Genomic DNA, 26,603 nt, shown 5'->3' on the forward strand with positions numbered 1-26,603 from the left:
CGCATCGTCACCGCACAGCCCGCCTCGGCCGACGGCGAGCCGACCACGCCAACCGAGGCACTGACCGCATAAACTCAACCAAGATCACGCGGAGTCGATCTCATACACCAGCTCCGCGGACGTGGCCTCACTGAGGGCGTCGGCGAGGACGGCCCGCAGCGCGATGGCGGCGGTGGCCGCAAGGTCCGGCGGGGTGCCAGGTCCCGGCAGCGGGGGTGCCGGGGATGGGTTCACCGAATGCCCGGAGATCACCACGAGCCGGTCGATGCCCATTGCCAGCGCGGCGTCGAACGGGGCGTTGAGCCGCACGCCACCGTCGATGTAGTACCCGCTGCTGGCGGGCGGGTCGTCGATGTACTCGGGAGGGAAGACGGCCGGAATGGCCGCCGAGGCGAGCAGGTGGTCGACGCCCAGCGCGGCCGGGACGACATCGACCGCGTGCCCCCGCAGCGCCCGGACCGGCTGCGCCCCCTGGACGAACAGGCGGGAGCGGGCGGCCGACCCGGCCGGGGGGCAGACCGTCGCGGCCACCGCGAGGGATCGGACGAGGCCGCGGTCGATGTTGTCGGCCACCTGCTCGGGTGTGAACTCGCGCGTGGCCCGCTTTCGCAACGGGGTGGTGTCGAGCAGGGCGTCGGTCGGGCGGACGAATCGGCCGACGAGCCGGCCGCCGAGGAGCCGGGTGATCACCGGTGCCGCGGGCATCGGGGGGAAGAGCGGGTTTTCGAACACGTCGCCGAACCCGGTCCAGGTGTCCACCACGCTCTGCCCCGCCTGCGCGGCCGGCTGGTGGGCGAACTGGGCGAACAGCGCGGCGGTGAGCGCGCCCGAGCTGGTGCCGAGCAGAACGACCGGCCGGTGGCCGTCGGCGAGCAGTGTGGGGAGCAGCTCCGCCAACGCGCCAGCCTGGTAGGGGCCGCGAGCGGCGGCGCCGGACAGCAGCAGACCGACCCGCTCGCCGTTGTGCGGGGCGTTCTTCTCCGCCGCGCTCCCGCGGCGGGGCTGCTCGCTCTCTCGTTGCCTCATCGGCGCTCCTCCCCCCGGGCACCCGCACCGCGGGTTCCCCTGGCAACCAGGACGACCGGATGACCGTACGGAGGGCGGGGCCCGGCCGCGCCGTCCGAGCGCAGGCCGCCACGTAGGCAGGTCGCCCCCTCTGTGGTGCCTACAGTTGGCCCGCAGTGCGGCTCAGCGGGACTGCTCGGGCCCTTGAAAGTGCGGCGGCCTTCGCGCGGGAACCGTCGTCGTGGAGCTCACTGTCGGCACGGCCTACGAGCAGGGCCGCTCGTGCCCCACCGAGTCGTGCGGCTGCAGCCCGACCTGACCACCGAGGACTGCAGCGCACCGCGTGCCGCTCTGATCAGGGCTCGTTCGAACGCGCATGACGGCCGATGGACCCACGGCGGTGATCCGAGATTCGACGACTATCTGCGCAGTGAACTGGAGCGTTCGGTAAATCTCGCATCCGCTCGAGGCGTCGTCGTCGCGTTATGCACCTAGCCGTACAACAAGCGGGGCGAGCGCTCCCGACGGAGGGCTCTGGTCCGAAGACGAGCCCGAGCGTCATCGCCGAAGCGCTGACCAATATTGCCAAGGATGCTTCGGTCTCCGTCGTGGATGTCGAGGTGGCCGCTCAGCGGAGGCTACATGTCTGCGTTCGCGATAACGGGTGCGGTGGGCAAACCACGGGCCGATGTAGCGGACCGGCTAGACGGACTCCGCGGGCCGTTCTGGCTGAGAACGTCGAGTGGGCGTGGGATCAAACGTGGTGCAAAACAGGGTTCACACCTGAGTCGTGGAGCGATTCGTGCAGCCGGATCCGCAGCGTAAGTGCAGGCAGAGGCCGTTTGCGGCGTCGCACTGTTCCCTCATAATCCGTCAGGTCGTGGGTTCGAGCCCCACCCGCCCCACATTCGCCCTGGTCAGCGGTTTGTACGCCCGGACGCTGGAATGGATCAAGCCCGACTACTTCGTCATCGAGAACGTCGCGGCCTTCTTCCGCTCACCTCAGTGGGACCTGCTCCGAGCCGAGGTCGAGGACGGCACCCTCACCGACTACCGCCTGCAGCCCTATGTGCTCAACGCGGCGGAGTTCGGCGTACCACAGGTCCGCAAGTGCGCGGTCGTGATCGGCCGCCACCGTGACCGACCGCCGGTTCCCGACCCCACCGGGGAACTCGCAGGATCTCCACATCGGTGGGTGACTGTTGGAGAGGCTCTCGCCGACCTGCCGGCATACGTCCCGCCGGACGCCATCGACCTGCCCGAGGGACGCTTCGAGTTCGACGGAAAGGAGTTCCCCGGAGCCTTCAAGACCTCACAGCTGCACCCCACCCGCAAGATGACCGACGTGTCCCAGCAGCGGATTGCGGCCATCCCGCGCGGCGGCAACCGGTTCGACATCCCGGACGAGCTCCTGGCGCCGTGCTGGCGCAAGCACCGGACCGGGTCCCTCGACGTCATGGGTCGGCTCCGCGAGGACCGGCCCTCCGTGACCATCCGTACTGAGTTCGTCAAGCCGGAGAAGGGCCGCTACCTGCATCCGACACAACCACGCCCACTGACCCATGCGGAGGCGGCGCTGCTGCAGACCTTCCCGCTGGACTTCCAGTGGTGCGGTTCCAAGGTCGCAATCGCACGGCAGATCGGCAACGCGGTGCCGGTCCGCCTGGCCCAGGCGCTCGGCCGGACAATCGCCCGGATGTATGGCTGAGCTCGGGCGTGGGCTCTCGCGGTGGCAGGCAGTTTAGGAAGGAAGCCCACCCGCCAGGTGGCCCAGTCGGTCTGGCCTGGGCTTCTCCATGGCTGGTGGCGTCCACTGCGTGCGTTGTGCCGTGACTGTGCCGCCACGCAGCCCTCGGCCTGGCAGCCGTCTCGGCGCGTCGTGAGGATCATCACCGCCGTGCGCCCCCGATCTCCGAAGCCGCGCCGGGTGCGGGCAGAGCCCGCTGACATACTGTGCATGTGATCTCGTTCCCGGCTCCCGCACTTTGCCAGGGTGCGGACGAAGATCTCTTAATCGAGATTGGTGGAGTTGTCTTCCCAGGTTGCATTAAGCGCTCGCAGGGTGAGAATGGGCTGCGTCTCTGGGTTGAGGGCGGCCCCACTGATCCAGCCGTGCGCATCGATGCTCTCGCCAAGTTTCAGACCGTCTTGGGTGTGCTACGTGCTTGGAGGTCGGGCGCCGGTGAGCGTCGTGATGAGATGCGCGCTGGACTGGGGGACGGGCCCGTCCGAGACGAGGATGGGAACCAGTGGATCCTGGCGGGCTCGACAATTTCCTACGGAATAATGGGCGGGGAAATTGAGAAGCTCGCTGCGGGCGCCCGTCTGGGCCTCGACGCCAGTCAGAATCTGCGAAATGCCTTGTGGCTGAACGGTCGTTTGGATCAGACTGCGGCGGACTTCTATATGATTCACGAATACGCAGAAGAAGAGTTCGGTGGCACGAGAGGGATCACTGATGTTTTGGGCCTGTCGGGTAAGTCTCAATCGAGCCTAACCAAGTCGGCGAACAGTCTCTCGCCGCTCGCGGGCGGACGCCATGCTAAGGCTGACGCGGTCGCAGCTATGACGTTGGACGAGCAGTGCGAGTATGTAGCTGAGCTATTACGGCTGTGGATTGCGCAATACGAGTGACGGCGCTAGTGGGAGCAGTGCAGCCTGGTCTGCCTCAATGGCCGCGGAGCCGGCGCTTGATCGACAAGAGGTCAATCCGGCAAAGGAGGCATTGTGCAAGCGAACAACTGGTCTTGGCCGGCGCGACGGTCCGGTCGAGCGCTGGTTCGAGGCCAGGATGGACGTAATCAGCTATATGGAGTTGCTGCCCCTCTCCTCGCGGGCTTCTCCCTAACGCTTATCGGGGAACGGATGGTGACCCACAACAAGGTCAGATACACGCCTGCCGAGGCGTCGCATCCCGGCAGCAACCCCAGTGGGACCGAGCTGGCCAGGATGGTGGGCACGGCCACCGCCGCGCCGACCACGACAGCGACGCCCACCTCCGTTCGTGCCGACATTCCACGACGGCCACCGGGCGTCGCGGGGTGGTCCGAGCGCGGGTTCACGCCGTAAACCTTCCTCATCGTCCAGCCCGGTGCTTTCACGAGCGGATCACCGGACGGGCAACCGGGACGCTAGCTTGATCAAGCTGGCCGGATTATCGCCTCATTGCCGGCCCGCGGTGCGTACCCGCTGTTCGAGCGTGAACCACCGGGAGACCGCCTCGGCCCGGTTCGCCGCGCCGAGTTTCCGCAGGATGTGCTTCACGTGGGACTTCACTGTTCCCTCGGAGATGAACAGGCGGCTCGCGACCCCGGCGTTCGTCTCGCCTGCCGCCATCAAGCGCAGCACATCCCGTTCTCGACGGGTCAGCGGCAGTTCCGGCGATTCCGTTGAATGGACATCTGTGCCGTTGGAGGCGAGTTCGGGCCACTCCGGGGGGGTACCGGTGTATTCCAGCCCGCATCCGGAGAAGTCGTCGACCAGAGACGAGACACCGTTCGCGAGGCTGTTGACGGCGGCCTTCAGGCTGCCCAGGCGGTCGAGCAGCGACGCTCGCTGGAGCGTGTAACCGAAGCCATCCGTGAACATCGACAGCATCTCGAGGTCGAACTGGTCCATGTTGCGCCGCTGGTAGTAACAGTCTGCGTGGAGGAAACCGATGACGCGGCCCTCCGGCATGATCGGTGCGACGGCGTACGAGCGAGAGAGCGTAGCGTCGGCAATCTGGCGATGCACGCGAGGGCTCCGCAGGACGTCCATGACGACAAGCGGAACCTTGCGGCGCACGATCTCGGACTCGACGAGTCCCGGGTTCAGTCTCTGCGGGTTCTCACGGCCGATCTTGCAGACCTCCGTGGCCCATTCCGGATCGCCGTCGAAGTGGAGGTTCTCTGTAATCCAGAAGGCATCGTCGATACGGGAGAGGATTGCCCGGTCGAAGCCGAGCCGGCAGATCGCCGCGGGCGCCTGCTCGATCAACTGTTCCACAGAGCTGGCCCCATGCAGATGTGCGAGTGCCTCGCGAACTACCCTGAAGGCCGTCGTGCGACGGGCGAGTTCGGCCTCATGGATGCGGTCGCCCACCGTCTTGACCTTGACGAGCAACTCGACGAGGCTGCTACTCGTCGCCAGATTTTCCGCCGCCCCGGAATCCCCCCGCAGCGCTTCGTTCGTCAGCGCGGTAATGATGGACAACATGTCGCCGGCGGACTTGAAGTCACCGACTTCCTCCAGCAGCGGCAGGTCCTCTCGGGTGATCAATGCCTGAGCTGCCGCGATCACCTCACGGAGTTCGCTCAGATTGGCGCTCGGCAACACGACCCCAGAGGTGTCCCACAGATCACCTGGATCCTGGGCCTTCATGATGTCGACGCGATGAGCAGCAGATTGCATGACACCTCCTTGAGCGACCGCATCCTTGCGGGTACTACTGAGAGCATTGCCATCGTTGCAGTCTGTGATCAACGTAACGGTGGGCGACCGTAGCACACGGGGCAAGGGCCGTCGTCGGCATGCGCGAGCGGCAGAAGAGCCGGGTCATCGCTTGCGGCGGCGCGATTGAGGTGGCCTCTCAGGGCGGCCGGGATTGCCGGGGTCGGTGAGCCCGGTGTCGCCCCCATGCCCCGGCGCCAGGCCGCCCACTGCCGTCACCTCCCGTACGGAGGATGTAGATCCCCCGGCGGGAAGACGAAGTCCCGGCACGTGGCGCGGCAACATTCCTCGAGCGGCGAATCCGGTGATCGGAAATCGCCGCTGCTCGTGGCGTCGCAGATCCGACGACGGTTGCCGGGCGCGAGCGGCATCCCTTTGCGAGACGCCGCTCATCAACCTGTTCAGGGACCTGATCGAGGGAGTTCGATTGGCTGGGTATCGCCATCACCGGGGCACCGCATCCTGCGCCCTGGCGGCCGTCGCCGGGGCGACGCCCATGGCCGGCGGCGCGCATTCCTTCCTCGGGTGCTGGTCATGATGAATACCGGAACGCGGCGCGCCGATACAGCGGCCCGCACGCCGCGGTCTCTCCGCTTGCTCCCGAGCTGGGCCCGGGATTCGCTCGTCCAGGCGGGGGAGATGGCGCAGCTTATGGGCGCGGTTCTCTACAGCGCGGCTCGTCATCCGGTCGGTTACTGGGGTGACGTGCGGGATGAGGCCTACGCGCTGCTCAGGCTGTGCTGGTTCCCCATGGCCCTGGCGACGTTCGCGCTCGGCCTCGGCGCGCCCGGTTTGACCGGCGGCAGCATCTACGCCCTGTTCGGGGTACCTGAGCGGCTGGGCTCGTTCTTCATCATGGCGAGCATCCGGGAGTTCGCCCCCTGGATCACGGCGATGGTCGTCGCCGGAGTCGTCGGAACCGCGCTCACCGCCGATCTCGGCGCCAAGAAGATCCGCGAAGAGCTCGACGCCATGGCGGTGCTCGGCGTGGACCCGATCCGCACGTTCGTGCTGCCGCGGGTCATCGCCGTCACGCTGCTCACCGGGCTGCTCGATCTCGTGGCACTCAGCTTCGGCGTGGTCGGCGGCTACGTCGCGGCGCTCATTCTTGGCGCTTCGAGTAAGGCCTTTATTGCGAACTTCTTCGCTAACGCGACGACCCCTGATATGTGGGGGAGCATTGTCAAGACCACGCTGTTCGGCCTGATCATCGGAGTCGTCTGCTGTTACAAGGGTATCCGTACCGAGGGTGGCCCGATCGGCGTGGGTCGAGCGGTTAATCAGGCTGTGGTCATCGCCTTCGTTGCGATCTGGATCTTCAATTACGTATTCACGGCGACGCTGCTCGGGTTGAACCCCGAGATGCAGGTATTCCGGTAAGGGCGCCCCACCATGTCAATCCACAGCGTGAATAATCGTCCTCCGCTACCGCCGCCCGGCCGCCCCGATCTTGACATCGGGCTGTACTCGATCACCGGCAGGATCCGGAACTTCTTGGAGGAGTTCGGGCGGATCGTGCGCCTGTCCCTGGACGCCATCGCCGTCCTGCGGTCGGCCGTGCGACTGTACCCGTCCGAGGTGCTTCACCAGGCGGGGATCCTCATCATGGCCAGCGCCCCGATCATCTGGGCGATGCAGTTCGTCGTCGGGACCATGTGCGGCACCGAAGCGAATTACACGCTCAAGCAGGTAGGTGCGCCCCTCTACACGGGCATCTTCACCTCGTGGTGCTCGCTGCGGGAGATGGCCCCCTACATGTGGGCATACATCCTGGCCGCGAAGGTCGGCTGTGGACTCGTCGCCGAGATCGGATCCATGCGGATCTCCGAGGAGGTCGACGCCATGGAGGTCATGGGAATCCGGTCGAAGGCCTACCTCGTCGGAGCCCGTCTGCTGGCCGCGTGGATGGCCATGCCGTTCCTCTACGTCGTCGGCCTCGGGATCATGTACGTCTCCATGTATCTCGTCGTCGTAGTGCAGTACGGGGGCGTGTCGTCGGGCGGCTACCTGTTCACGTTCTGGCTCTTCCAGAACCCGCTCGACATGATGTTCTCGCTCGCCAAGGTGATGGCGATGGGAACGGCCGTCGTGCTCGTGGCCTGCTACTACGGATACACGGCAAGCGGTGGCCCGGTGGGGGTCGGCCGCAACACCGCGAAGTCAATGATGGTCAACATGGTGCTCGTCCACGTAATCGGACTGATCGGCACCCAAGTGTTCTGGGGGTTGAACCCCAACGCGCCGATCGCCAACTAGTCAGCCGAAAAACGCGATTCGTGCGGATCGCGCGTCAATTTTTCATGCCCCTGGAGGAACTGTGTGGCACCAAGAGTCCCCCGCCGCTCCCGGCGTCGGGGCCAGCGGCGCGGGAACCGAGCCGGCACACACGATCAGGGTGCGTGACGTGTACAAAGCCTTCGGCGGTTTCGAGGTGCTCAGAGGTCTGAGCATCGACTTCGCTGACAACGCCATCACCACCGTTCTCGGTCCGTCCGGGACCGGCAAGAGCGTCCTGCTCAAGCACCTCGTGGGACTCCTGGCGCCAGACGCCGGTGAGGTGGTCGTGTTCGGGCAGAACATCGCCGACCTTACCGAGAACGAGCGGTACGAGTTCCGCAAAAGGTTCGGGGTCCTCTTCCAGGACGGGGCGTTGTTCGGCTCGCTCAACCTGTTCGACAACGTGGCGTTCCCCCTGCGGAAGCACACCGGCAAGGACGAGGCCGAGATCGGCGAGATCGTCATGACGCGACTCCGCGAAGTCGGCCTCGAGAACGCAGCCACGCGTCTGCCCAGCGAGGTCTCCGGCGGGATGCGGAAGCGGGCAGGGTTCGCCAGGGCCCTGGTGCTCAACCCCGCGATCGTGATGTTCGACGAACCGGACTCGGGGCTCGACCCGGTCCGGACCAGCCTGCTCAACGACCTCATCCTGGACATGCACCGAGAGCACGGCGGTACGTACCTTCTGGTCACTCACGACATCTCCACAGCCCGCAAGGTGAGCGACTATATCGGCCTCATCTGGCGCGGCAGGCTCGTGCACTACGGAGCGACGGAGGAGGCGTTTGCCTCCTCCCAACCGTTCGTCCGCCAGTTCCTCTCGGGATCGTCTGCGGGCCCGCTGGGGATGGAGTGATATGCGTCACGTTCGTCGACTCGTCGCTGCCGCGATCGCGCTCGTACTCATCGGGGGTTGCGGGTACGCGATCACCCATGCTGCACACGGGTACGAAGTTGCCCTGGTTCTCCCGGCAGCCAGCGGCCTGGTCACGGGCACGCCCGTCCAGGTCAACGGCAGTGATGCCGGGACAATCACCGACATCTCGACCCGCGACGGCAAGGCCGTCGTGCGAGTCCAGATGACCGGGAAGTACGCACCCCTGCACGATGGCACAGCGGCCCGTGTCGCGTGGAAGGCAGTCCTCGGTGAGCGCCTGCTCGACATCACACCGGGACCCGACCAGAACCCACCGCTCCCCGACGGCGCGCTCGTGCCAGGGACGGTCGCCCCGGTGGATTTCGACACTGTCTTCGCCGCGCTCGATCCGGACACTCGCGAGCGACTGAACTCCCTCGTCTCGGGGCTGGCCGGGACGCTGAACGGCCGGGAGCCCGACCTCAACAAGACCATTCAGGCAGTTGGCCCCGCATTGGATTCTCTGGGCCACGTGCTCCAAGCGGTCGGTGACGACGGTCCGGCGATCCAGTCTCTCGTCACGCGACTGCGCGACCTCACCGGCGTCCTCGCCGCACGCCAGGTCGACGTGAGCGCGACCGTGGACCAGCTCACCAGGTTCACTGAGACCACTGCCGCGCGCCAGGAGGCGCTGCGCGCTGCACTGCGCGAGCTCCCCTCGACTCTTGCCACCGCGAGGCAGACCCTCGACGGGGTACCCGCCGCCGCCGACGCCGCAACGGAGCTACTGACCGACCTGGAGCCAGCGACCGACCGACTCCCCGGGGTGGCCCGCAACCTGGACCCGCTGCTGGCTGATCTTCGCCCCGCGGTCTCCGATCTGCGGCCGACCCTTGATGCAGCGCAGACGGTGCTCGGCGCGACCCCGGCTCTGTTGGACAGCGCACACGCCACGCTGCCGCCGCTGACCACTGCGACCACATCGGCCGCGTCTGCCCTCGCCTTCCTCCGCCCGTACACCCCGGAGATCGCAGGGTGGATGACGAACTGGGGCTCGGCGACGGCCAACTACGACAGCCAGGGCCACTACCACCGGTTCCTCGTCCAGGGCGGAGTGCCCTCGGCCAACGTCAATCCCGGCGTCATGCCGCCGGGTATCCGGCAGAACCTGACTCCCGCACCGGGCACGTCGGAAGGACAGCCATGGACCGACGCGACGGGAAGTGGAATCCGATGAGGAAGATCACCAGACCGCGGGCCCGCGTCGTGGTGGTGGCCGTACTTACGGTGCTCGGACTCGCCGCCACCGTGATCGGCGCCACCGCGGGGAACGGCGGGATGGACAAGGACGTCCTCAGCGCGGAGTTCACCGACGCGGGCCCGCTCATCATCGGCAATACGGTGAAGTCGAGCGGCGTCAAGATCGGCGAGGTCACGTCGATCTCGGTCCGCAACGACAGGGCTCTCGTGATGATGCAGGTTCAGCGCGGGGCGGGGCTTCCGCTGCACGCGGACGCGAGCGCCCGTATCCGGCCGGTCAGCCTGCTCGGCGAGCGCTATATCGATCTCGACCGCGGCTCGCCATCCGCGCCGATCCTGCCAGCGGACCAACCCATCCCGGTCGATCGAACCGGCAGCTCCGTCGACCTACAGGACGTTCTCAACGCCATGGACCAGCCGACGAGCACCGCACTGGCGGCAATGGTCACCACCCTCGGAGAGGGCGTGAACGGCCAGGGGCAGAACATCGACGGCGCGATCCGTGCATTGGCGCCGGAGCTGGCACGCACCGACCAGCTGGTGAGGATCCTCAACGATCAGAACAAGCTCCTCACCTCACTCGTCGACCGCGTCCAACCGGTCGCGGGGGCGCTCGCCACCGACGGCGGCGCAAATCTCGACCGGCTGCTCGATTCGGCTCATCTGCTGCTGCGCACCACCGCCGCGAACCGGTCGGCACTCGAGGACTCACTGCAGCAGTTGCCGTTGACCCTGAGCCGCGCCCGCCGAACCCTCGCGCAGGTGGCCGGCGTGGCCGAGGCCACCACGCCCACACTCGCCTCGATCCGGCCGGTGACGGACAACCTCACCGACATCAGCGGCGAGCTCCAGCAGTTCAGCGAGGCCACCGACCCCGCGCTCGCGAGCCTCGGGCCGGTGCTCACCGAGGCCAAACAGTTGCTCGATGAGGCGGCACCGGTGGTGCGCGCGCTCCGGCCTGCCGGCCAGGACCTCGGTGCCGTCGCGGCCTCGACGCGTCCGATCGTGCAGCAGCTGACCGAGAATCTGAGCGCGGTCTTGGACTTCATCCGGTTCTGGGCCCTGACCACCAACGGTTACGACGGGCTCAGTCACTACTTCCGGGCCTACGTCGTCATCACGCCGAACAGCCTCACCGGGCCGATCCCCGGTGGCAGTCACCTGCTCGACGCGCTGCCGCAGAGCGTCAACCTGCCGAACGTGCCCGGGCCGACGGGAGCCCCCGTGCTGGGACAGCCGGACGCGGGGAATCCGACCGGCCTGACTCCCGCGCAGGAGCAAGGTCTTATGGGTCAACTCTTGGGAGGTCGCTGAGATGGCTGCCCATCGCAGGAGAGCAGCGGCCCGATCGACGGTCGTGGGCGTCGTGGTGCTGTGCGTGTTCGGGCTGTCTCTGTACGTCGCGATCTTCGCTTTCAAGGGTCTTCCCGGTCAGCCCTACAGCTACGCCAAGGCAGCCTTCGACAATGTCGGCGCGCTATCGCCGGGAGATGACGTCCGGATCAACAGCCTGCGTGCCGGCCAGGTACGGAGCATCGACCTCGTGAACGGCCATGCGGTCGTCGAGGTGCAGCTGAACGGAAACCGTCCCGTCTACCGGGACGCGCGAGCGGCGATCAAGGCGCGTTCGGCACTCGGGCAGAAGTTCCTCGAGCTGAGTCCGGGAACAGCCGCAGCTGGACCGCTCGGCTCAGCTGTCCTCCCCATCTCGCAGACGGCCGGCTCCAACGAGCTCGACGACGTGCTGAACGTGTTCGACCAACCCACCCGCGACGCGGCAGCGAGCGCGCTGCGCGAGGTCGGCGGTGGCCTCACCGGGCATAGCGAGGACATGGCGGACGCGATGGCGGCGGCACCGGACCTGCTCCATGACATCGGCGACGTCTCGACCGCGGCCGCATCGGACCAGACCGACCTGGTCGGCCTGCTGCAGAGCGGCGACCGCCTCGCTGGGCGGTTCAGTGGTAAGGAGCGCCAGATCTCCCAGCTGATCGATCAGCTGGACAGCACCCTCGGGGCCGTCGCGGTGGACAGCGGCGTCCCGCTAGCGAGCGCCCTTCACGCGGCACCCGGCACGCTGGCGGAGGCGGCGCGGGCTTTCGACGCTCTGCAGGCCCCGCTCGCGGACACGCAGTCGGCGATGACCGCTCTGCAGCCGGGTGCGGCCGCACTCGGTGAGGCCACGCCGGACGTGCGCGGGGTTCTGCGGGAGGGCATCGCTCCGCTGCGGAAGGTGCCCGCGGTCGCAGAGGACGCGCGGCCGGCCGTCTCGGATCTCACGCAGACGCTTGCGGACGCCCGGCCGCTGGCTCCCGAGGCCGCCACGATGCTGGCCAGGGCGCGCACCCCGCTCGAGGTGCTCGCCCCGTACTCACCCGAGATCGGGCTGTGGTTCACCTACACCGCGCAAGCCCTCTCCTACGGCAACGAAGCCGGTCACTACCTGCGGATCGCGCCGCTGCTCGCCCCGGAGTCCGCCAGTGGGACGGCCCTCGTGCGGGACCCGACCGTCCACCGCGACCCCTACCCCGCCCCCGGGCAGGCCCAGACCGAAAAGGCGGGAGGCCCGCGATGACCTTGCTGCGCCGACTCAGGCAAGTCTCACCGCTGACGCTGGGGATCGTGTTGGTGGTCACGTGCGCGCTCGTCGGAGCGGCCGCCTTCCAGAAGAACCGCATCCTCACGATGCTGAGCTTCGGACGGACGATCACGGCGGACTTCGCCCAGGACCACTACCTGCGGCCCGACGTCACCGAGGTCAAGATCGCCGGTGTTCCCGTCGGCGTGGTCAGCGGCGTCACACACGACCTCGGCCACATCGAGGTCTCGATGAAGGTCGACTTCGACGCGCTCGACAAGCTCGGCACCGCGCCGTCGGCGGCGATCCGCGCCACCACGGTGCTCGGTGGGAACTATTACGTGGAGCTCGCACCCGGTGGGGATCCCGGTACGTTCAAGGGCACCATCCCGGTCGAGCGCACCCGCGCACCCGTGGAGCTCGGCCAGGTGATCGAGCCCCTTCAGCCCGGCGCCAGGGTAGGAGCGCAGCACGCCGTCGACCGCCTCGACGCCACCTTGCGCCAGGGTGGCCAGGACGCGGTACGAGACCTGTTGCGGGACGCACCGGGCGCGCTGGAGCCGACCGGCCAGGTCCTCGGTGCCCTCCGCGGTACGAGCGGAACCGACACAGAGCTGACCAACGTCGTGAGCGGGCTGGAGGACACGGCGCGCACCCTGACCCGGCAGCAGGGCCAACTCGACGACATCGTCGGGGCCTCCCGGACCACGACGGCAGTGCTCGACCAACAACGCGAGCCGCTCGCGGCCACCGTGGACGGGCTGCCCGTCGACCTGGCCACCGCTCGCGCCGGCCTGGCGGATCTCGACGGAACCCTGAAACGGGTGGTGACGACGGCCGAAGCCGCCCGTCCCGCGGCCCGCGAGCTCGGGCCACTGCTGCGGCAGGCCGACCCGGTCCTCGTCAGGACCCGGACGTTGGTCGGGGCCCTGCGGCCCGTGCTCGCCGACGCCCGACCGCTCGTGCAGAGCCTCGTGCCCACCACCGACGACGCGACTGCCGTGCTCGACGACCTCAAGGGCCCGGTCCTCGACCGCGTCAACGGACCGATCCTGCACACCGTCCTGTCGCCGTACAGGGGCAGCGGTCCGTACCAGGGCAGCGGGGCCGACCGGCCCTTCTACCAGGAGTTCGCCTACATGAGCGCCAACATCGGGAACGCCTCCAAGATCACCGATCCCAATGGCGCGATGCTCCCGTTCAACCCCGGCTTCGGACCCGGCAGCGTCGCAGGGACACCGCTCACCTTCGAACAGCTGCTAGGCCGGCTGGCCAGCCTGCAGGAGGGGCCGAGATGACCGACACATCGAGCGGGAAGCAGGCCCACGTCAGCCGGCGGCGTCGCATGTGGCAGCGGATCCGGACGGTTCCCGGACTGGGCCGCGACGTCACTGCGATCGTGGCGCTCCTGGTCGTGGGCGTGGCGGTGGGCGGCTACATCCTGTCCCAGCAGCGGGCGAACTGGCCGTGGCAGCAGGAGTTCGACTTCGCCGCCGAATTCCAGTCGGCGCCGGCCATCAGCCCCGGCCACGGTCAGGAGGTCCGGATCGCGGGCGTGCCGGTGGGAGACATTCGCGACGCCGAGGTCACCGACCACGGAACGGCCCTGGTCCACATGTCGATCAAGGGCGGAGGCCACGTGATCTACGACAACGCCACGCTCGTGCTGCGCCCCAAAAGCCCGCTCAACGAGATGTACATCGAAGTCGACCCGGGAGGCCCGCCGGGAGCGCCGATTGCCGCAGGCCAGGTGATTCCGAAGAATCAGACGCGGTACCCGATCCAGGTCGACGCAGTCCTCTCGCATCTCGACCAGCGCAGTCGCGACGCGCTGACCAGCTTGCTCGCGACGGCCGACACCGCGCTGGCCAACGCCCCCGCCCAGCTGCCGGACGGGCTCCGCGCCACCGCCGCCACCCTCACCGGGCTGAAGCCGGTGGCCGATGCGCTGAGCACCCGCCGGGAGAAGATAGCCACGCTGGTGACCGCGCTGGGCGAGATCATGAAGGCCACCGGGGAGAAGGATGTGCGGCTCGCCCAGCTCGCAGATTCGATGCAGCAGACACTGGACGTGCTCGCCGGTCGCGACAAGGAGCTCGCCGCGACGTTGCAACAGCTCCCCGGGGTGACGACCGAGCTGCGCAACGCCACAGCCGCCACCCAGGACCTGACGAAACAGCTCGACCCGACGCTCGACGGCATCGGCAAGGCCTCCCACGCGCTTCCAGAGGCGCTCTCCACCCTGCGGAGCACCGTCAGACAGGTGGGCGAGACCGTGGACCTCGCCCAACCGGTGGTCGACAAGGCCGGACCGGTGGTGGGGGACCTGCGTCCGCTGGTCGCCGACATCGACAGCGCGCTACACGACATCAAACCGACCACGAGCCGGCTGGATCCGGTGACCAGGCAATTCCTGCCGTACCTGACCGACCTGCAGGCGTTCGTCTACAACACGAACTCGGCCTTCAGCCTCTCCGACGCGAACGGCGGGATCTTCCGCGGCCTCACCGGCGTGACACCGGAGACCTTGTCGTTCCTCAAGCTCCCGCAGGCCACCCAGGAGCCCCCGCGATGAAGATCCCCCACAGCGCGCTGCCCAAGCTGCGGCTGCTCACCCTGGCCATTTTCACCACCGCGTGCGTCGGGTTGTTCGGCTACCTGTGGGTCAACAGCGGCGGCCACATCCCTTGGGTCACCGCGGATGGGTACCGCGTGACGATGCACGTCGCCGACGTCGACAACCTCGTCTACTTCTCCGACGTCCGGATGGCGGGCGTGCGGGTCGGCAAGGTCGAAGAGATCGACAACACCGGAAACGGCGCCGCGCGCGTCGTTCTCTCCCTGGACCGCGAAGTGGCGCCGCTACACGCGGGCGTCACCATGCGAATCGGTGCGAAGACGCTCGTCGAGGAGACCTACGTCGACGTGCACGACGGGAACGGCGCGCCACTCCCGGACGGCACCACCGTGCCGGGTTCCGCTGTCACCCCCGCTGTACAGCTCGACGATGTGCTGCACAGCCTGGACCCGAAGACCCGAGACGCTCTCGGCTTGGCCGTACGGTCGCTCGGGGCAGGTACCGCCGAGCGTGCGGTCGACGTCAGCAGCGCGGTACAAGGCCTGGGAGCACTGGGGCGGCAGGGCCGGACCGCGCTGGACGCACTGGCCGCCCAATCCGAGGACCTCAAGACCCTGAGCGCGAACACCACCGAGTTGCTGCAGGCGCTCGACACCCGCCAGGGCGAGATCGCGACGATGGTGGGCAACGCCCAGCGGATCACCGACGCGACGTCCGGCGAGAACACCGACATCGAAGCGACGATGCGCGAGCTGCCCGGGGTGCTCGACAGCGCGCGGACGGCCTCCACCAGCCTGGTCGGACTGTCCGGTGCGCTGCGCCCCGTGGCCGCCAAGCTCAACGAGGCGGCGCCCTTCCTCAGCTCGGCGCTGGGGCAGCTACCCGCGGTCAGCAGCGACTTGCGAGGTCTGATGCCACCACTCTCCGGCACACTCGACGGGGCTCCGGCCACGCTGGACCGGGTGCCGACGTTCGGCCGGGATGCCCGAGCGCTGATCCCGCCGGCCCGGGTGGCGCTGTCCGACCTGAACCCCATGCTGGGCTACCTGCAGCCTTACGGTCCGGACCTCGCCGCGTTCTTCACCAACTGGTCAGCCGGGCTCGCCAACTCCGTAGACGTGCACGGGCGCTACGCCCGCCCGATGTTCATCTTCAGCGAACAGTCGCTCCGGAACTCCCCGGTGGCCACGGACGGGTTGGTGAACAGAGCGAACGCATACCCGCCACCGGGGCAGGCGAACGACCCGACACCGTTCGCCGGCCCGTACCCCCGGGTGGGGCGGGACAGCGGGTGAAGATCCGCCGCCTCGGACCGCCGGGCCCGCCGTGGACCCGACTGGGCCGCCTTCGACCCGCGGGGCGGGTCGTCGGGTCGCGGCGCCCCGGCCGGCGCACGGTAGCGGTGTCGCTCGCCGCGCTCGCGGTGGCCGCGCTGGCAGCGGCCGGAACGGCACGCGTGCGGATCAACACCAGCGTGGACTCGTTCCTGCCCGCCGACGACCCGTCGGTGATCGACCTGCAACAACACGCGGAGTCGTTCGGTGGAGACCCCATCGTGGTCCTCGTCGAGTCCTCGGATCCCGATGCGCTGCTCGGTCCCGATCGGCTACCGCGATTGCTGGCCCTCGAGGGCGTGTTGGCCCGGCTGCCGGACGCGGCTGTCGTCTACGGCCCGGCCACCGTCCTCAACCAGGTCGCCATCCAAGCCCAGAACCTGCTCGCGGAGATCACCGGACGGCGCGACGGCCTGCGCGCCGCCGGCGAACAGCAGGCGCGGGCAGCAGGTGCCGGTCCGGCGGCCGTCGCCAGGGCTGGCGACGCGGCCGTCGTCGACTTCGACCGGCGCTATGGAAGCCTGCTGGTGCAGGGCCTCCCGGCAGGCCTACCCACCCTGCACAACCCGAGCTTCGTCCGGTCGGTCATCTACGACCATGCCGGTGTTCCCAAGCCTCAGTGGCGGTTCATCGTCCCATCGAAACTCGCGGTCACTGTGCTGGTGCGACCCCGCGAGGGGCTCGACCAGGCCGGGACCGAGCGGCTCGTCGACGCCGTGCGCTCGGCCGCGAGCCAGGCCGACCTCGGGGCTGCCCGAATCACGGTCACCGGCGTGCCCGCTGTGACCGCGGCGCTGGGGGAGCAGGTCAAGCGCGAAGCCCCGGTGCTCGGCGCGATCGCGGTCGTCGCGGTCGGGCTCTGCTTCCTCGTCGTCCCGTGGCTCGGCGACCGGCGCCGCCGACCCGTACCCTTGCTCGTCGCGCTCGGGGGCACCGTGCTCACGCTCGCCACCTTCGGATGGGTCGGGCGGAGCATGTCGCTCGGTGTCGTGGCCTTCCTACCGGTACTGCTGGGTATCGGCAGCTACTACGCCCTTTACATCGCCAACCTTGCCAGACGACGCCGAGTCCTCGTCGTGGCGTTGGCCAGCGCTGCCAGCTTCGCCTCGCTCGCCGTCTCCCCGATTCCCTTCGTCCGCGAGTTCGGCGTGGCGCTGGCGATCGGTGTGCTGTTCTCCGTGGCGATCGCGCTGGTTGTCCTGCGGCCTGGACAAGCCGCGATCCCGGCACCCGACCCCGGAATTGATGGTCGGTGCCCCGCGCCCCCAGAGTCGCGGCGGGCGCGGCTCGCCGCGCTGGCCGCGCTGGTCGTCCTATCGGCGGGTGGATGGGCCGCGTTGCCGGAACTGCAGGTGGAGGCCGACCCGATGCGGCTGGCAGGCGGGCTGGGCGCGCTGGACGACGTGGCGCGGGCGGAGCAGGTGCTGGGCTCCTCCGGTGAGGTCGCGGTGGTGCTCGACGGGAACGATGTGCTCCGACCTGAGGCCCTCGACTGGGCCCGTCGTGCTCAGGACGCGATCCTCGTGGGCTACGGCGACCAGCTGCGGCCCATCGTGTCGACAGCGGATCTGCTGCGCTTCCTCGGTGACTCCCCGACACCGGAGCAGATCGACGCGGCGACGCGGCTGCTGCCCTCGTACCTGAGCGGGGCAGTCGTCCGTGACGACCGCAGTTCCTCGGTGAGCTCGTTCGGGATCAAGCTGCAGAGCCTGGACCAGCAGAACCAGCTGCTGGCCGGAATGCGCCGGGCGCTCCCGCCCCCGCCTGTGGGGTACCGGGTCGTCGTGGAGGGCCTACCCGTTGTCGCTGCCCGCGGCTACGAGCTTGTCTCCGAGGGCCGCTACGCGGGCAACATGCTAGGCATCCTCGCCGCAGGCGCCGTGCTGGTGGCCGGGCTCGGACGCCGATCGGATGCCGTGCGCGCGATACTGGCCGCCACCCTGGCCACCGGCTGGGGCTTGCTGCTGGTCTGGGCAGTCGGCCTGTCGCTGTCTCCGCTCACCGTGACCCTCGGCTCCCTGACGGCCGCGACGGGGTGCGAGTTCACCGTGCTGCTCGCGCAGGCGGCCCGCCGCAGGAACCGATGGCTACGCCGATCGGTGCTGGTCGCCGCGCTGACGTCGGCGCTCGGCTATGCCGCGCTGGCTTGGTCCGGACTCTCCATGATCCGTCAGTTCGGGCTGGCCCTCGCCGGCTCGGTGGCGCTGTCCTATCTCGCGGCGCTCTTGGTGCTGCGGCTGCTGCCTGATCGATCCGGCGCCGCGCCACCAGCCGAGGTCGCGACCTCACCACGCACATGTCGGTCCGGAGTGGGCACATGACTACATTCATCAGGCGCTGGACCCGCTACCTCGGCGGGCTCCTCCGGCGCCTGCGGCCACCGGTCGGTCGCAGGGCGAGAATCATCGTCGCGGCTGTCGTGCTCCTCACCGTCGTGGCCGCAGGGGCCGGGGCGGCCATCGTGTGGACCAGTGGCCTCCCGGCTGGTGCGGCGCTGAAGGTGGGCGATCGACTCGTCACGGAGCAGGAGCTTCAGAAGCGCACCGAGGTCCTACAGGCTCTCTACGGCATCCAACCCCCCTCCGACGCTGCCGGGCTGGACCGGTTTCGCCGGGACGTGGCCAAGTCGATCGCGGTGAGCATCGTGCTCGACCAAGCCGCGCGGCAGCGTGACATCGTCACCTCCGACAAGGCCGCCCGTGACATCCTCACGAAGTTCATCGAGCAGCAGTTCCCCGATGGCGGCCGCGACGCGTTCATCCAGGCGTTGGGTACCTTCGGGGCTTCCGAGCGCGACGTTCTCGACGAGATCAAGCTCCAGAACGCGGTCGGCACGCTATTCGAGCAGGTCACCAAGAATGTCAGCGTCGCCGACGCCGACGTCCGTACGGCCTACGAGCAGCGCAGGAACGAACTCATCACCCCGGAACAACGCCGGCTGCGCAATATCGTCGTATCCAGCAGGGCTGAAGCCGACCAGCTCATCGAGCAGGCGCGAGGCGGAGTGGATTTCGCCACGTTGGCACGGCAGCACTCCCTGGACGGCAGCACGCGGGACTCGGGTGGCGACCTCGGGCTCGTGGCCGCGAACATCCTGGAGAAGGCCTATGCAGACATGGCGTTCTCGGTCGGTCAAGGCGAGATCTTCGGCCCTGTCCAGACCCGGAATGGATGGAACGTCGGCCAGGCCGTCGAGGTCGTGCCAGCGAAACCGCTGAGCTTCGAAGAGGCGCAGGGCCAACTCCGTCAGGAGCTCATCGCCGAATCCGCGGCCCGGACCTGGCGGCCCTGGGTGGAGGGGCAGATCAGGAACGCCCACGTCGAGTACGCGTCCCGGTATCGCCCGGCCAATCCGGACGCGGCGCCCGACGCCTCGCCGACCGACGTGCCTTCCGCGCCGGGTACGCCCGCACCGGACCACTCTGCGCCGGCGTCCGGGAATGGCAGGCCCATGCCCCGGGGTGTTGTGTTTGAGGCAGCGCTCGCCCTGGTGCTGCTCATGCTGGGGCACCGGGGATACCTCTGCGTGCACCGCCGAGGCTCGGACACGCTGCTTTCCGACCGGCGCGTCCGGTACGAGCGAATTTACCGCCGATCTGCGGTGGCCTGCCAAATCGTGGCCAGCGTCTTCGTGCTTGCGACAGTGACGATGGCCTTGCCCAGGCCCGCCTAGTCGGAGCGGCCCGTATCGCGGGCGCATCTCCGGGGCGGCCGATCGTCCGCCGCGGATGGTGCCCGCCGTCAGTGCCTCCCACTCGGAGGATGTGGACCCCTCCGTAGGGAGATGTGCGGCGGGCCGCAGCGCAGCACCATTGAGTCGCGGCACGGTCCGCCGAGCAACTGCTGATAAGCCGAGTGAGCCCCGAATCAACGGCAGCGATGCCGGTGTGGGCCCGGACGACACGGCTCACGCAAAGGAGAGATTCATGGGCTGGCTTGAGGGACGTAGTGTGCTCGTGACGGGGGGTGCCTCCGGAATCGGCCGCGCGGTTGTGGAACGTTTCCTGGAAGAAGGCGCGCGGGTCGCCGTCCTTGATTCCTCCGGAAAGAACATCGCGGCGTTGTGCGGACACTTTCCGGACGTCGTCGCCGTCGACGGTGATGTCTCCTCGTTCGAAGACAACGAACGGGCGGTGGCGGCGACGGTCGCAGCTTATGGTGGCCTGGACACGTTAATCGGAAACGCTGGGATCTTTGACTATTTCGCACCTGTCGCGACCACCCCGGGCGCAACCTTGGCGAGCTCGTTCGACGAGATCTTCGCGGTAAATGTCAAGGGATACCTGCTGGGCGTGAAGGCAGCGCTCCCGGCGCTGTTGGAGAGCACCTCACCGTCGATCACCTTCACGTTGTCCAACGGGGCGTTCCTGCCCGCCGGCGGGGGAGCGGTCTACACGGCATCGAAGCACGCCGCAGTCGGGCTCATTCGCCAGCTGGCCTATGAACTGGCCCCCCGGGTCCGGGTGAACGGTGTCGCGCCCGGCGGCACGCTGACCGATCTCCGGGGCGCGAGCTCGCTCGGTCACGCCGAGACCTCCCTGCTCGACGTTCCGGACTTTCCGGATCTCGTGCGGGCGACGAACCCGCTCGGGATCGTCCAGCAGCCCGCCGACCACACGGGTTCGTACGTCCTGCTCGCGTCGCCGGAGAACGCAGCGGCGGTCACCGGCGTGGTGATCAACAGCGATGGCGGGATGCAGGTCCGCGGGCTGGCGCAGGCGGCCGGGGGAATCGATCTCTGATGACGACCAATGAAGGGATACCGCAGGTGGTCAAGTCACTGGCCTACATCGGGGTCGCCTCCCCGGCGCTCGCCGAGTGGGAGGCCTTCGGCCCCGAGGTGTTAGGGATGGAGGTCCGCGAGCGCGAGCGCGACGACGTCCTGCAGTTGCGGATGGACGACCAGTACCACCGGCTCGCGATCCACCGCGGCGAGCGCAACTCGCTGCTCTACCTAGGGTGGGACGCGGGCGACCAGGACACGCTCGGGAGGTGCTTCGAGGTCCTACAGCGGAACGGATTGTCCAGCCGCTGGGGTACCGAGGAGGAGTGTCAGGAACGGCGGGTCCTGTCCATGGTGGTGGCCGACGGTCCAGGTGGGATCAGGCACGAGATCGTGTCCGGTCAGAAGGTGGAGCCGAAGACCTTCCGGCCTGGCCGTCCGATCTCCGGGTTCGTGACGGGCGAGCAGGGCCTGGGCCATGTGGTGCTCGCCGTGCCGGATCTGAAGGAGGCGGAGTCCTTCTACACCGGCGGCCTCGGGCTGAAGAAGAGCGATGAGATCTTCACATTCATCGACCTCGTCTTCTACCACTGCAACCCCCGCCATCACAGCCTGGCGCTCACCCAGATCCCCGGAGTCCGCGGGCTGCACCACGTGATGCTGGAGGTGGCCGACATCGACGACGTCGGTCTGGCCTACGACCTCTGCATGGAACGCTCCATTCCGATCTCCATGACCCTGGGCCGCCACGTGAACGACCAGATGGTCTCGTTCTACGTCCGTTCGCCATCCGGGTTCGACATCGAATACGGGTGGGGCGCGATCTCGGTCGGCACCGACTGGTCCGTCGCGCAGTACGACCGGCCCAGCATCTGGGGACACAAGATGATCGCCCAAACGCCCCCCGGCGCTTTCGAGGCAGCACCACGCTGATCCATTGGTAGCTCGATCAATAAAGGAGTACCCTTGCCGGTTCGATTCCTCTCCGATGACTGGGCGGAGAGCCTGACAGCTGCCGCGAGCGAGCACGCCGCATTTATGGCTGCGGCGGCCGGACAGCATGCGATATTTCAGCTTTCTGTTCCCGACAGCCCGACTGCCGACATCTATCACATGGAATTTTCCGGAGACTCGTTCGCCGTTCGGATCGGTGCCCCAGCGCACACTGCCGACATCAACGCGAAGCTGGACTACGACACCAATGTGACGATTTCCCGTGGCCAGCTCACCGGCCAGGCAGCCGCCATGACCGGGCGTATGCAGGTGACCGGGAACATTGAGAAGATGATGTCCCTCGGAAAAGCGCTGGACCTCTTGGCGCGCGTGGAAGAGAACCTCGACATCACCTACTAACCGAGCTTTTTCCTCGAAAGGAGCTCCGCCGTGACAGTGGGCTCACATCTGCGCGACCTGGTCGGTGCAGTCCAGTACGACAAGGGCCTGGTCAGCCGTTCGATCTTCGTGGACCAGGACGTCTACGCGCTCGAGCTCGACCGCATCTTCGCCAACACCTGGCTGTTCCTCGGCCACGAGAGCCAGATCGCCGAGCCGGGCGACTTCATCACCACGTACATGGGCGAGGACCCGATCATCCTCTCCCGGGGCCACGACGGCCGCGTGCGCGGAATGCTGAACGCCTGCCGGCACCGGGGCATGCGGGTGTGCCGCTCCGACGAGGGCAACACCAGCTTCTTCCAGTGTCCCTACCACGCGTGGACCTACTCCAGCGCCGGTGAGCTGGAGGGCGTCCCGAAGTTCCGGCTGGGCTACGCCGGCGTGCTCGACAAGAAGGAGTGGGGCCTGCGCGAGGTCACCCGCGTCGAGTCCTACCGCGGGTTCGTCTTCGGCAACTGGGCGGCCGACGGCCCGTCCCTGGAGGAGTGGCTCGGCGACTTCACAACCTACTTCGACCTGGTCTTCGCGCGCGACCCCGCAGGGATCGAGGTGGTCCCCGGGGCGCACCGCTGGACGGTCGACACCAACTGGAAGTTCGCCAGCGAGAACTTCGCCTGCGACATGTACCACGTCGAGCACTCACACGCGCGGCCTGCGGAACTGGGGGTCATGCAGGCGATGCCCGACGAGGGCTACCAGATCTCGGCGGGTATGGGCTTCGTCGGCCACGCGTTCACCCGCCCGGTCGCGGAGGACGAAGGCGGCGAGGAGCCGCTGCACTCCTACTGGACCCTGCCGAACATCCAGACCGAGTACCTCGCGGAGACCCGCAGGCGGGTGGCCGGGGAGAAGGGCGAGGCGCTGGCGCGGCTCATCCCGCTCGGCCACGGCGCCCTGTTCCCGACGTTCGCCTTCTTGGACCTCGAGCAGTTCCGCCTGATGCGGGTGCACCACCCCCAGGGACCGGATCGGACCCTCATCCACCAGTGGTGTGTGCTCGACCGCAGCCTGCCCGAGGACGTCAAGGACACGGTCCGCAAGCAGTACGAGCTCACCTTCGGCCCGGCCGGCCTGCTGGAGCAGGACGACGGTGAGAACTGGCGCGAGTGCCAGAACGGCATGCGCGGGTTCATCGGCCGCCAGCTGAACAGCAACATGATGCTCGGCCTGGGCCTGGAGAAGTCCGCCGCGGAGATCGTCGGCGACGACGATGCGCCGGGCGTGGCCGGCGGCATCTGGTCGGAGAACAACCAGCGCCGGTTCTACGAGCTGTGGGCCCGGTTCATGCAGGCGGGACCGGACGCCGGACTCCCGCCGACGCAGGGCTGACGCCCGGCTCCGCACCGTCCGACCACACGACCAGATTGGCGATCGCATGACTCTGCTTGACGAGGCGCGGCCGGCCGACGCCGCGATGCTCTCCCTGGAGGTCGCGCAGTTCTACTACCACGAGGCGCGCCTGCTCGACGACCGCCGGTTCGACGAGTGGATCGAGCTGTTCACCACCGAGAGCACCTACTGGGCGCCGGTGCGGGTGACCCGCGAGGGCGACCCGGACCGGATGCAGCGCGGTGAGCTGGCCCTGTTCGACGACGACTTCGGCACGCTGGAACTGCGCGTCACGAGCCTGTCGGCCAAGAGCGCCTGGGCCGAGATCCCCCCGTCGCGCACCCGCCGACTCATCACGAACGTGACGGCGACCGACGCCGGCGACGGCCGAGTGGCGGCGGCGTCCAACTTCGTGGTCTTCCGCTCCCGCCTGGAGGCCACCGAGCACACCTTCTACGGTGCGCGCGAGGACATCCTGGTCCGAGACGGAGCGTCCTGGCGCATCCTGGAGCGCAAGATTCTCCTGGACCACAACGTCTACACCTCCGACAACATCAGCGTGCTGTTCTGATGACGGGTCGACGGGGGCAGGGCGCCGCCGCGCCCGCCGGGTCCGCGGGCCCGGAACTGCGCGTCGAGAACGAGTACGCCGGCGTGCGGGTGGCGGTGGACACCACCGCGAACGGTTCCCGGCTGCGGGTGACGTCGCAGCGGTCGAATCGGGAGATCTTCCTCGATCCGACGGCCCTGGACCTGCTCTGCCACGCGCGGCAGGAGTTCTGGGCCTTCCTCGCGGACGCGGCCCGTGACTCCCAGGCCTGGGACGCGCTGCGCCCCGAGTACCGCACCCACTTCCCCTCTTTCAAGGAGTAGCCGTGTATCCCCTGCTCAGCGAGGACTGGATCCAGCACTACGCCGAGGTCTGGAAGGACAACACAAAGGCGATCGAGGGGACCAAGGGCCTCGACATGATCGTCGAGATGTCCGTCTCGGACCGAGATCGGGCACCCGTCCACATCCACGTCAACAACGACGGGATCATCGACTACGCCGGGCCGAAGCTGGACGGCAAGGACCCGAAGTTCAACCTGGCCGCGCCCGCGGAGACCTGGCGCAAGGTCGCCATGAAGGAGATGGGCGTCCGGCGGGCCGTGACCGGGCCGATCAAGTTCAAGGGCAGCCTGACCACGGCGCTGCGGCACTTCAAGGGTCTGGAGGCCGCGCTGCACCAGTTCGCCGACGTGCCGACGGACTGGGATGCATGAGCGCGGCACAGGAGATCGCCCGCTGCCCCCTCGACGACCTGCGCGGCGGCGAGGGAGTGCGGGTGCCCAGCGAGGTCGGCCCGATCGCGGTGTTCCTGGTGGACGGCGAGATCCTCGCGGTGCAGGACACCTGCACGCACGAGGACGCGTCGCTGGCCGAAGGGTTCCTGGAGGACCACGTCATCGAGTGCCCGCTGCACGGCGGTCAGTTCGACCTCCGGTCGGGCGCGGCGGTCTGCCTTCCGGCGCAGCACCCGCTGCGGCGCTTCGGCGTCCGGTCCGACGGCGAGTTCGTCTACGTCACGACATGAGCGCCCGTGAGGTCGTCGCGATCGTGGGCGCCGGCCTGGCCGGCGCCCGGGCGGCGGAGACCCTGCGCGGCCAGGGCTTCGCCGGAACGATCGTGATGTTCGGCGAGGAGCCCACGGCCCCGTACCACCGGCCACCGCTGTCCAAGGCGCTCCTCACCGAGGAGCCGGACCTGGCGACACTACTGGTGCACCCGGAGACCTGGTACCGGGACAACGACGTGGATCTCCGGCTCGGTTGCCGGATCACCGGCGTCGACCTGCACGACCGTCGCGTGAAGGATGCCCGGGGGGACCGACACCCGTTCGAGACGCTGATCCTGACCACCGGCGCCGTGGCGCGCCGGCTCGACGGGTGCCGCGACGACCCCGATTCCCGGGTGCTCGTGCTCCGGACGCTCGCCGACGCGGCCCGGCTGCGCGCCCGCCTGGCGACGGCCGGGTCGGTGCTCGTCGTCGGGGGCGGGTTCATCGGGGCCGAGGCGGCCTCGGGTGCTGTGGCCCGGGGCGCTTCGGTGACGATGCTCGAGGCCGCCGAGGGCCCCTTCGCGCGGTCGCTCGGCGGCGTCGCCTCGAGAATCCTCGCGGACTTCTACCGGAACCACGGAATCGACGTCGTGACCTCGGCCCCCGTCGCGGGCGTGCGCGCGTCCGCGGCGGGGGTCACCGTCAGCGCCGAGGACGGGCGGCGCTGGGACGCCGACGTGGTCGTGGCCGGTGTCGGCGCCGTGCCCGCCGACGACCTGGCGTCGGCCGCCGGTCTCACAACCGGCAACGGTGTGCGCGTCGACGCGCGCGGGTGCACGGACGCCCCGTTCGTCTTCGCCGCGGGCGACGTCGCCAACCGGTTCGAACCGGCGCTGGGGCGACACATCCGGCCCGAGCACTGGCAGAACGCGCAGAACCACGCCGTCGCGGTCGCATGCAACGTGCTCGGCGCGGACACGCCGTTCAGCGAGATCCCGTGGTTCTGGTCGGACCAGTTCTCAGTGAACCTCCAGATGGCCGGCTTGCCCATGGACGCGGACGAAGTCGTGCTGCGCGGAGCCCCGGACGACAGCCGGTTCTCGATCTTCTATCTCAGCGGGTCCCGGGTCGTGGCGGCGTTCGGCATGGACACCGCCCGCGACATCGCCGTCGCGAAACGCCTGATCGGTCGAGGCGTAGTGGTCGACCGCGCGTCGATCGCCGACGAAAGCACCGACCTGAAAGCTCTGTTGTCCCGGAATGGTGGGAAATGAGATGACCAACGAATTCACGGCCG

The 26,603-nt window shown here is 68.4% G+C and carries 24 protein-coding genes; 22 read left to right on the forward strand and 2 right to left on the reverse strand.

All coding sequences use genetic code 11. From position 1 onward, the window contains the following. Window positions 1-84: 84 nt before the first annotated feature. Window positions 85-1,026: a patatin-like phospholipase family protein gene (locus HF526_RS23020; RefSeq protein WP_169383638.1), complete on the reverse strand. Its 942-nt coding sequence runs from the start codon at window positions 1,024-1,026 to the stop codon at window positions 85-87. A gap of 859 nt (window positions 1,027-1,885) precedes the next feature. Here HF526_RS23020 and HF526_RS23025 point away from each other — a divergent pair. Continuing rightward, window positions 1,886-2,713: a DNA cytosine methyltransferase gene (locus tag HF526_RS23025; RefSeq protein ID WP_169383639.1), complete on the forward strand. Its 828-nt coding sequence runs from the start codon at window positions 1,886-1,888 to the stop codon at window positions 2,711-2,713. Between the two features lie 251 nt (window positions 2,714-2,964). After that, window positions 2,965-3,639 carry a hypothetical protein gene (locus tag HF526_RS23030; protein ID WP_169383640.1) on the forward strand — a complete coding sequence of 225 codons (675 nt, stop codon included), beginning with the start codon at window positions 2,965-2,967 and terminating at the stop codon, window positions 3,637-3,639. A 528-nt stretch (window positions 3,640-4,167) separates the two neighbouring features. Here the strand turns inward: HF526_RS23030 and HF526_RS35635 are convergent. Further along, window positions 4,168-5,397 (reverse strand): LuxR C-terminal-related transcriptional regulator, encoded by a 1,230-nt coding sequence (locus HF526_RS35635; RefSeq protein WP_169383641.1) that lies wholly within the window; start codon window positions 5,395-5,397, stop codon window positions 4,168-4,170. 573 nt (window positions 5,398-5,970) lie between these two features. On the opposite strand from HF526_RS35635, the gene HF526_RS23040 reads away from it, so the two are divergent. The 20 genes from HF526_RS23040 (at window position 5,971) to HF526_RS23135 (ending at window position 26,580) form a co-directional block, all read left to right on the forward strand. After that, on the forward strand, window positions 5,971-6,816 hold the full coding sequence (locus HF526_RS23040; RefSeq protein ID WP_239029045.1) for an MlaE family ABC transporter permease: 846 nt from the start codon (window positions 5,971-5,973) through the stop codon (window positions 6,814-6,816). A 12-nt stretch (window positions 6,817-6,828) separates the two neighbouring features. Further along, entirely contained in the window at window positions 6,829-7,692 is an 864-nt protein-coding gene (locus tag HF526_RS23045) for an ABC transporter permease (protein WP_169383642.1), read from the forward strand. A 61-nt stretch (window positions 7,693-7,753) separates the two neighbouring features. Continuing rightward, the gene (locus HF526_RS23050; RefSeq protein WP_338051679.1) at window positions 7,754-8,569 is read left to right on the forward strand and encodes an ABC transporter ATP-binding protein; all 816 of its coding nucleotides are present in this window, start codon (window positions 7,754-7,756) and stop codon (window positions 8,567-8,569) included. Between the two features lies 1 nt (window position 8,570). Beyond that, window positions 8,571-9,806, forward strand: coding sequence for an MlaD family protein (locus HF526_RS23055; RefSeq protein WP_169383644.1), 1,236 nt, complete (start codon window positions 8,571-8,573; stop codon window positions 9,804-9,806). Window positions 9,807-9,856: 50 nt separating this feature from the next. Next, window positions 9,857-11,143, forward strand: a complete 1,287-nt coding sequence (locus tag HF526_RS23060; RefSeq protein ID WP_338051680.1) for an MlaD family protein — start codon at window positions 9,857-9,859, stop codon at window positions 11,141-11,143. A gap of 1 nt (window position 11,144) precedes the next feature. After that, window positions 11,145-12,404 carry an MlaD family protein gene (locus tag HF526_RS23065; RefSeq protein ID WP_169383646.1) on the forward strand — a complete coding sequence of 420 codons (1,260 nt, stop codon included), beginning with the start codon at window positions 11,145-11,147 and terminating at the stop codon, window positions 12,402-12,404. A 47-nt stretch (window positions 12,405-12,451) separates the two neighbouring features. Next, window positions 12,452-13,705 carry an MlaD family protein gene (locus HF526_RS23070; RefSeq protein WP_338051681.1) on the forward strand — a complete coding sequence of 418 codons (1,254 nt, stop codon included), beginning with the start codon at window positions 12,452-12,454 and terminating at the stop codon, window positions 13,703-13,705. A gap of 116 nt (window positions 13,706-13,821) precedes the next feature. Further along, window positions 13,822-14,982: an MlaD family protein gene (locus HF526_RS23075; RefSeq protein WP_338051682.1), complete on the forward strand. Its 1,161-nt coding sequence runs from the start codon at window positions 13,822-13,824 to the stop codon at window positions 14,980-14,982. Further along, window positions 14,979-16,280: an MlaD family protein gene (locus HF526_RS23080; protein ID WP_169383649.1), complete on the forward strand. Its 1,302-nt coding sequence runs from the start codon at window positions 14,979-14,981 to the stop codon at window positions 16,278-16,280. Before HF526_RS23075 ends, HF526_RS23080 begins: the two co-directional genes overlap by 4 nt. Before the next feature lie 107 nt (window positions 16,281-16,387). Then, window positions 16,388-18,640, forward strand: a complete 2,253-nt coding sequence (locus tag HF526_RS23085; RefSeq protein ID WP_169383650.1) for an RND transporter family protein — start codon at window positions 16,388-16,390, stop codon at window positions 18,638-18,640. After that, window positions 18,637-19,992 carry a peptidylprolyl isomerase gene (locus HF526_RS23090; protein WP_169383651.1) on the forward strand — a complete coding sequence of 452 codons (1,356 nt, stop codon included), beginning with the start codon at window positions 18,637-18,639 and terminating at the stop codon, window positions 19,990-19,992. Before HF526_RS23085 ends, HF526_RS23090 begins: the two co-directional genes overlap by 4 nt. Before the next feature lie 253 nt (window positions 19,993-20,245). Continuing rightward, window positions 20,246-21,061, forward strand: coding sequence for a 3-(cis-5,6-dihydroxycyclohexa-1,3-dien-1-yl)propanoate dehydrogenase (gene hcaB / locus HF526_RS23095; RefSeq protein ID WP_169383652.1), 816 nt, complete (start codon window positions 20,246-20,248; stop codon window positions 21,059-21,061). Beyond that, window positions 21,061-21,975, forward strand: a complete 915-nt coding sequence (locus tag HF526_RS23100) for a VOC family protein (RefSeq protein WP_169383653.1) — start codon at window positions 21,061-21,063, stop codon at window positions 21,973-21,975. The genes hcaB and HF526_RS23100 overlap by 1 nt, the downstream gene beginning before the upstream one ends. A gap of 33 nt (window positions 21,976-22,008) precedes the next feature. Next, window positions 22,009-22,395 carry an SCP2 sterol-binding domain-containing protein gene (locus HF526_RS23105; RefSeq protein ID WP_169383654.1) on the forward strand — a complete coding sequence of 129 codons (387 nt, stop codon included), beginning with the start codon at window positions 22,009-22,011 and terminating at the stop codon, window positions 22,393-22,395. A gap of 30 nt (window positions 22,396-22,425) precedes the next feature. Further along, window positions 22,426-23,766 (forward strand): SRPBCC family protein, encoded by a 1,341-nt coding sequence (locus HF526_RS23110; protein WP_169383655.1) that lies wholly within the window; start codon window positions 22,426-22,428, stop codon window positions 23,764-23,766. 46 nt (window positions 23,767-23,812) lie between these two features. After that, window positions 23,813-24,337, forward strand: a complete 525-nt coding sequence (locus tag HF526_RS23115; protein ID WP_169383656.1) for an aromatic-ring-hydroxylating dioxygenase subunit beta — start codon at window positions 23,813-23,815, stop codon at window positions 24,335-24,337. Beyond that, window positions 24,337-24,639, forward strand: a complete 303-nt coding sequence (locus HF526_RS23120) for a hypothetical protein (protein ID WP_169383657.1) — start codon at window positions 24,337-24,339, stop codon at window positions 24,637-24,639. The genes HF526_RS23115 and HF526_RS23120 overlap by 1 nt, the downstream gene beginning before the upstream one ends. Before the next feature lie 2 nt (window positions 24,640-24,641). Then, window positions 24,642-25,031 (forward strand): SCP2 sterol-binding domain-containing protein, encoded by a 390-nt coding sequence (locus HF526_RS23125; protein ID WP_169383658.1) that lies wholly within the window; start codon window positions 24,642-24,644, stop codon window positions 25,029-25,031. Further along, entirely contained in the window at window positions 25,028-25,342 is a 315-nt protein-coding gene (locus HF526_RS23130; protein WP_169383659.1) for a non-heme iron oxygenase ferredoxin subunit, read from the forward strand. The genes HF526_RS23125 and HF526_RS23130 overlap by 4 nt, the downstream gene beginning before the upstream one ends. Further along, the gene (locus tag HF526_RS23135) at window positions 25,339-26,580 is read left to right on the forward strand and encodes an NAD(P)/FAD-dependent oxidoreductase (protein WP_169383660.1); all 1,242 of its coding nucleotides are present in this window, start codon (window positions 25,339-25,341) and stop codon (window positions 26,578-26,580) included. The genes HF526_RS23130 and HF526_RS23135 overlap by 4 nt, the downstream gene beginning before the upstream one ends. Window positions 26,581-26,603: the final 23 nt, after the last annotated feature.

The organism is Pseudonocardia acidicola, from assembly GCF_012911935.1.
In the GTDB taxonomy this organism is placed as follows: Bacteria; Actinomycetota; Actinomycetes; order Mycobacteriales; family Pseudonocardiaceae; genus Pseudonocardia; species Pseudonocardia acidicola.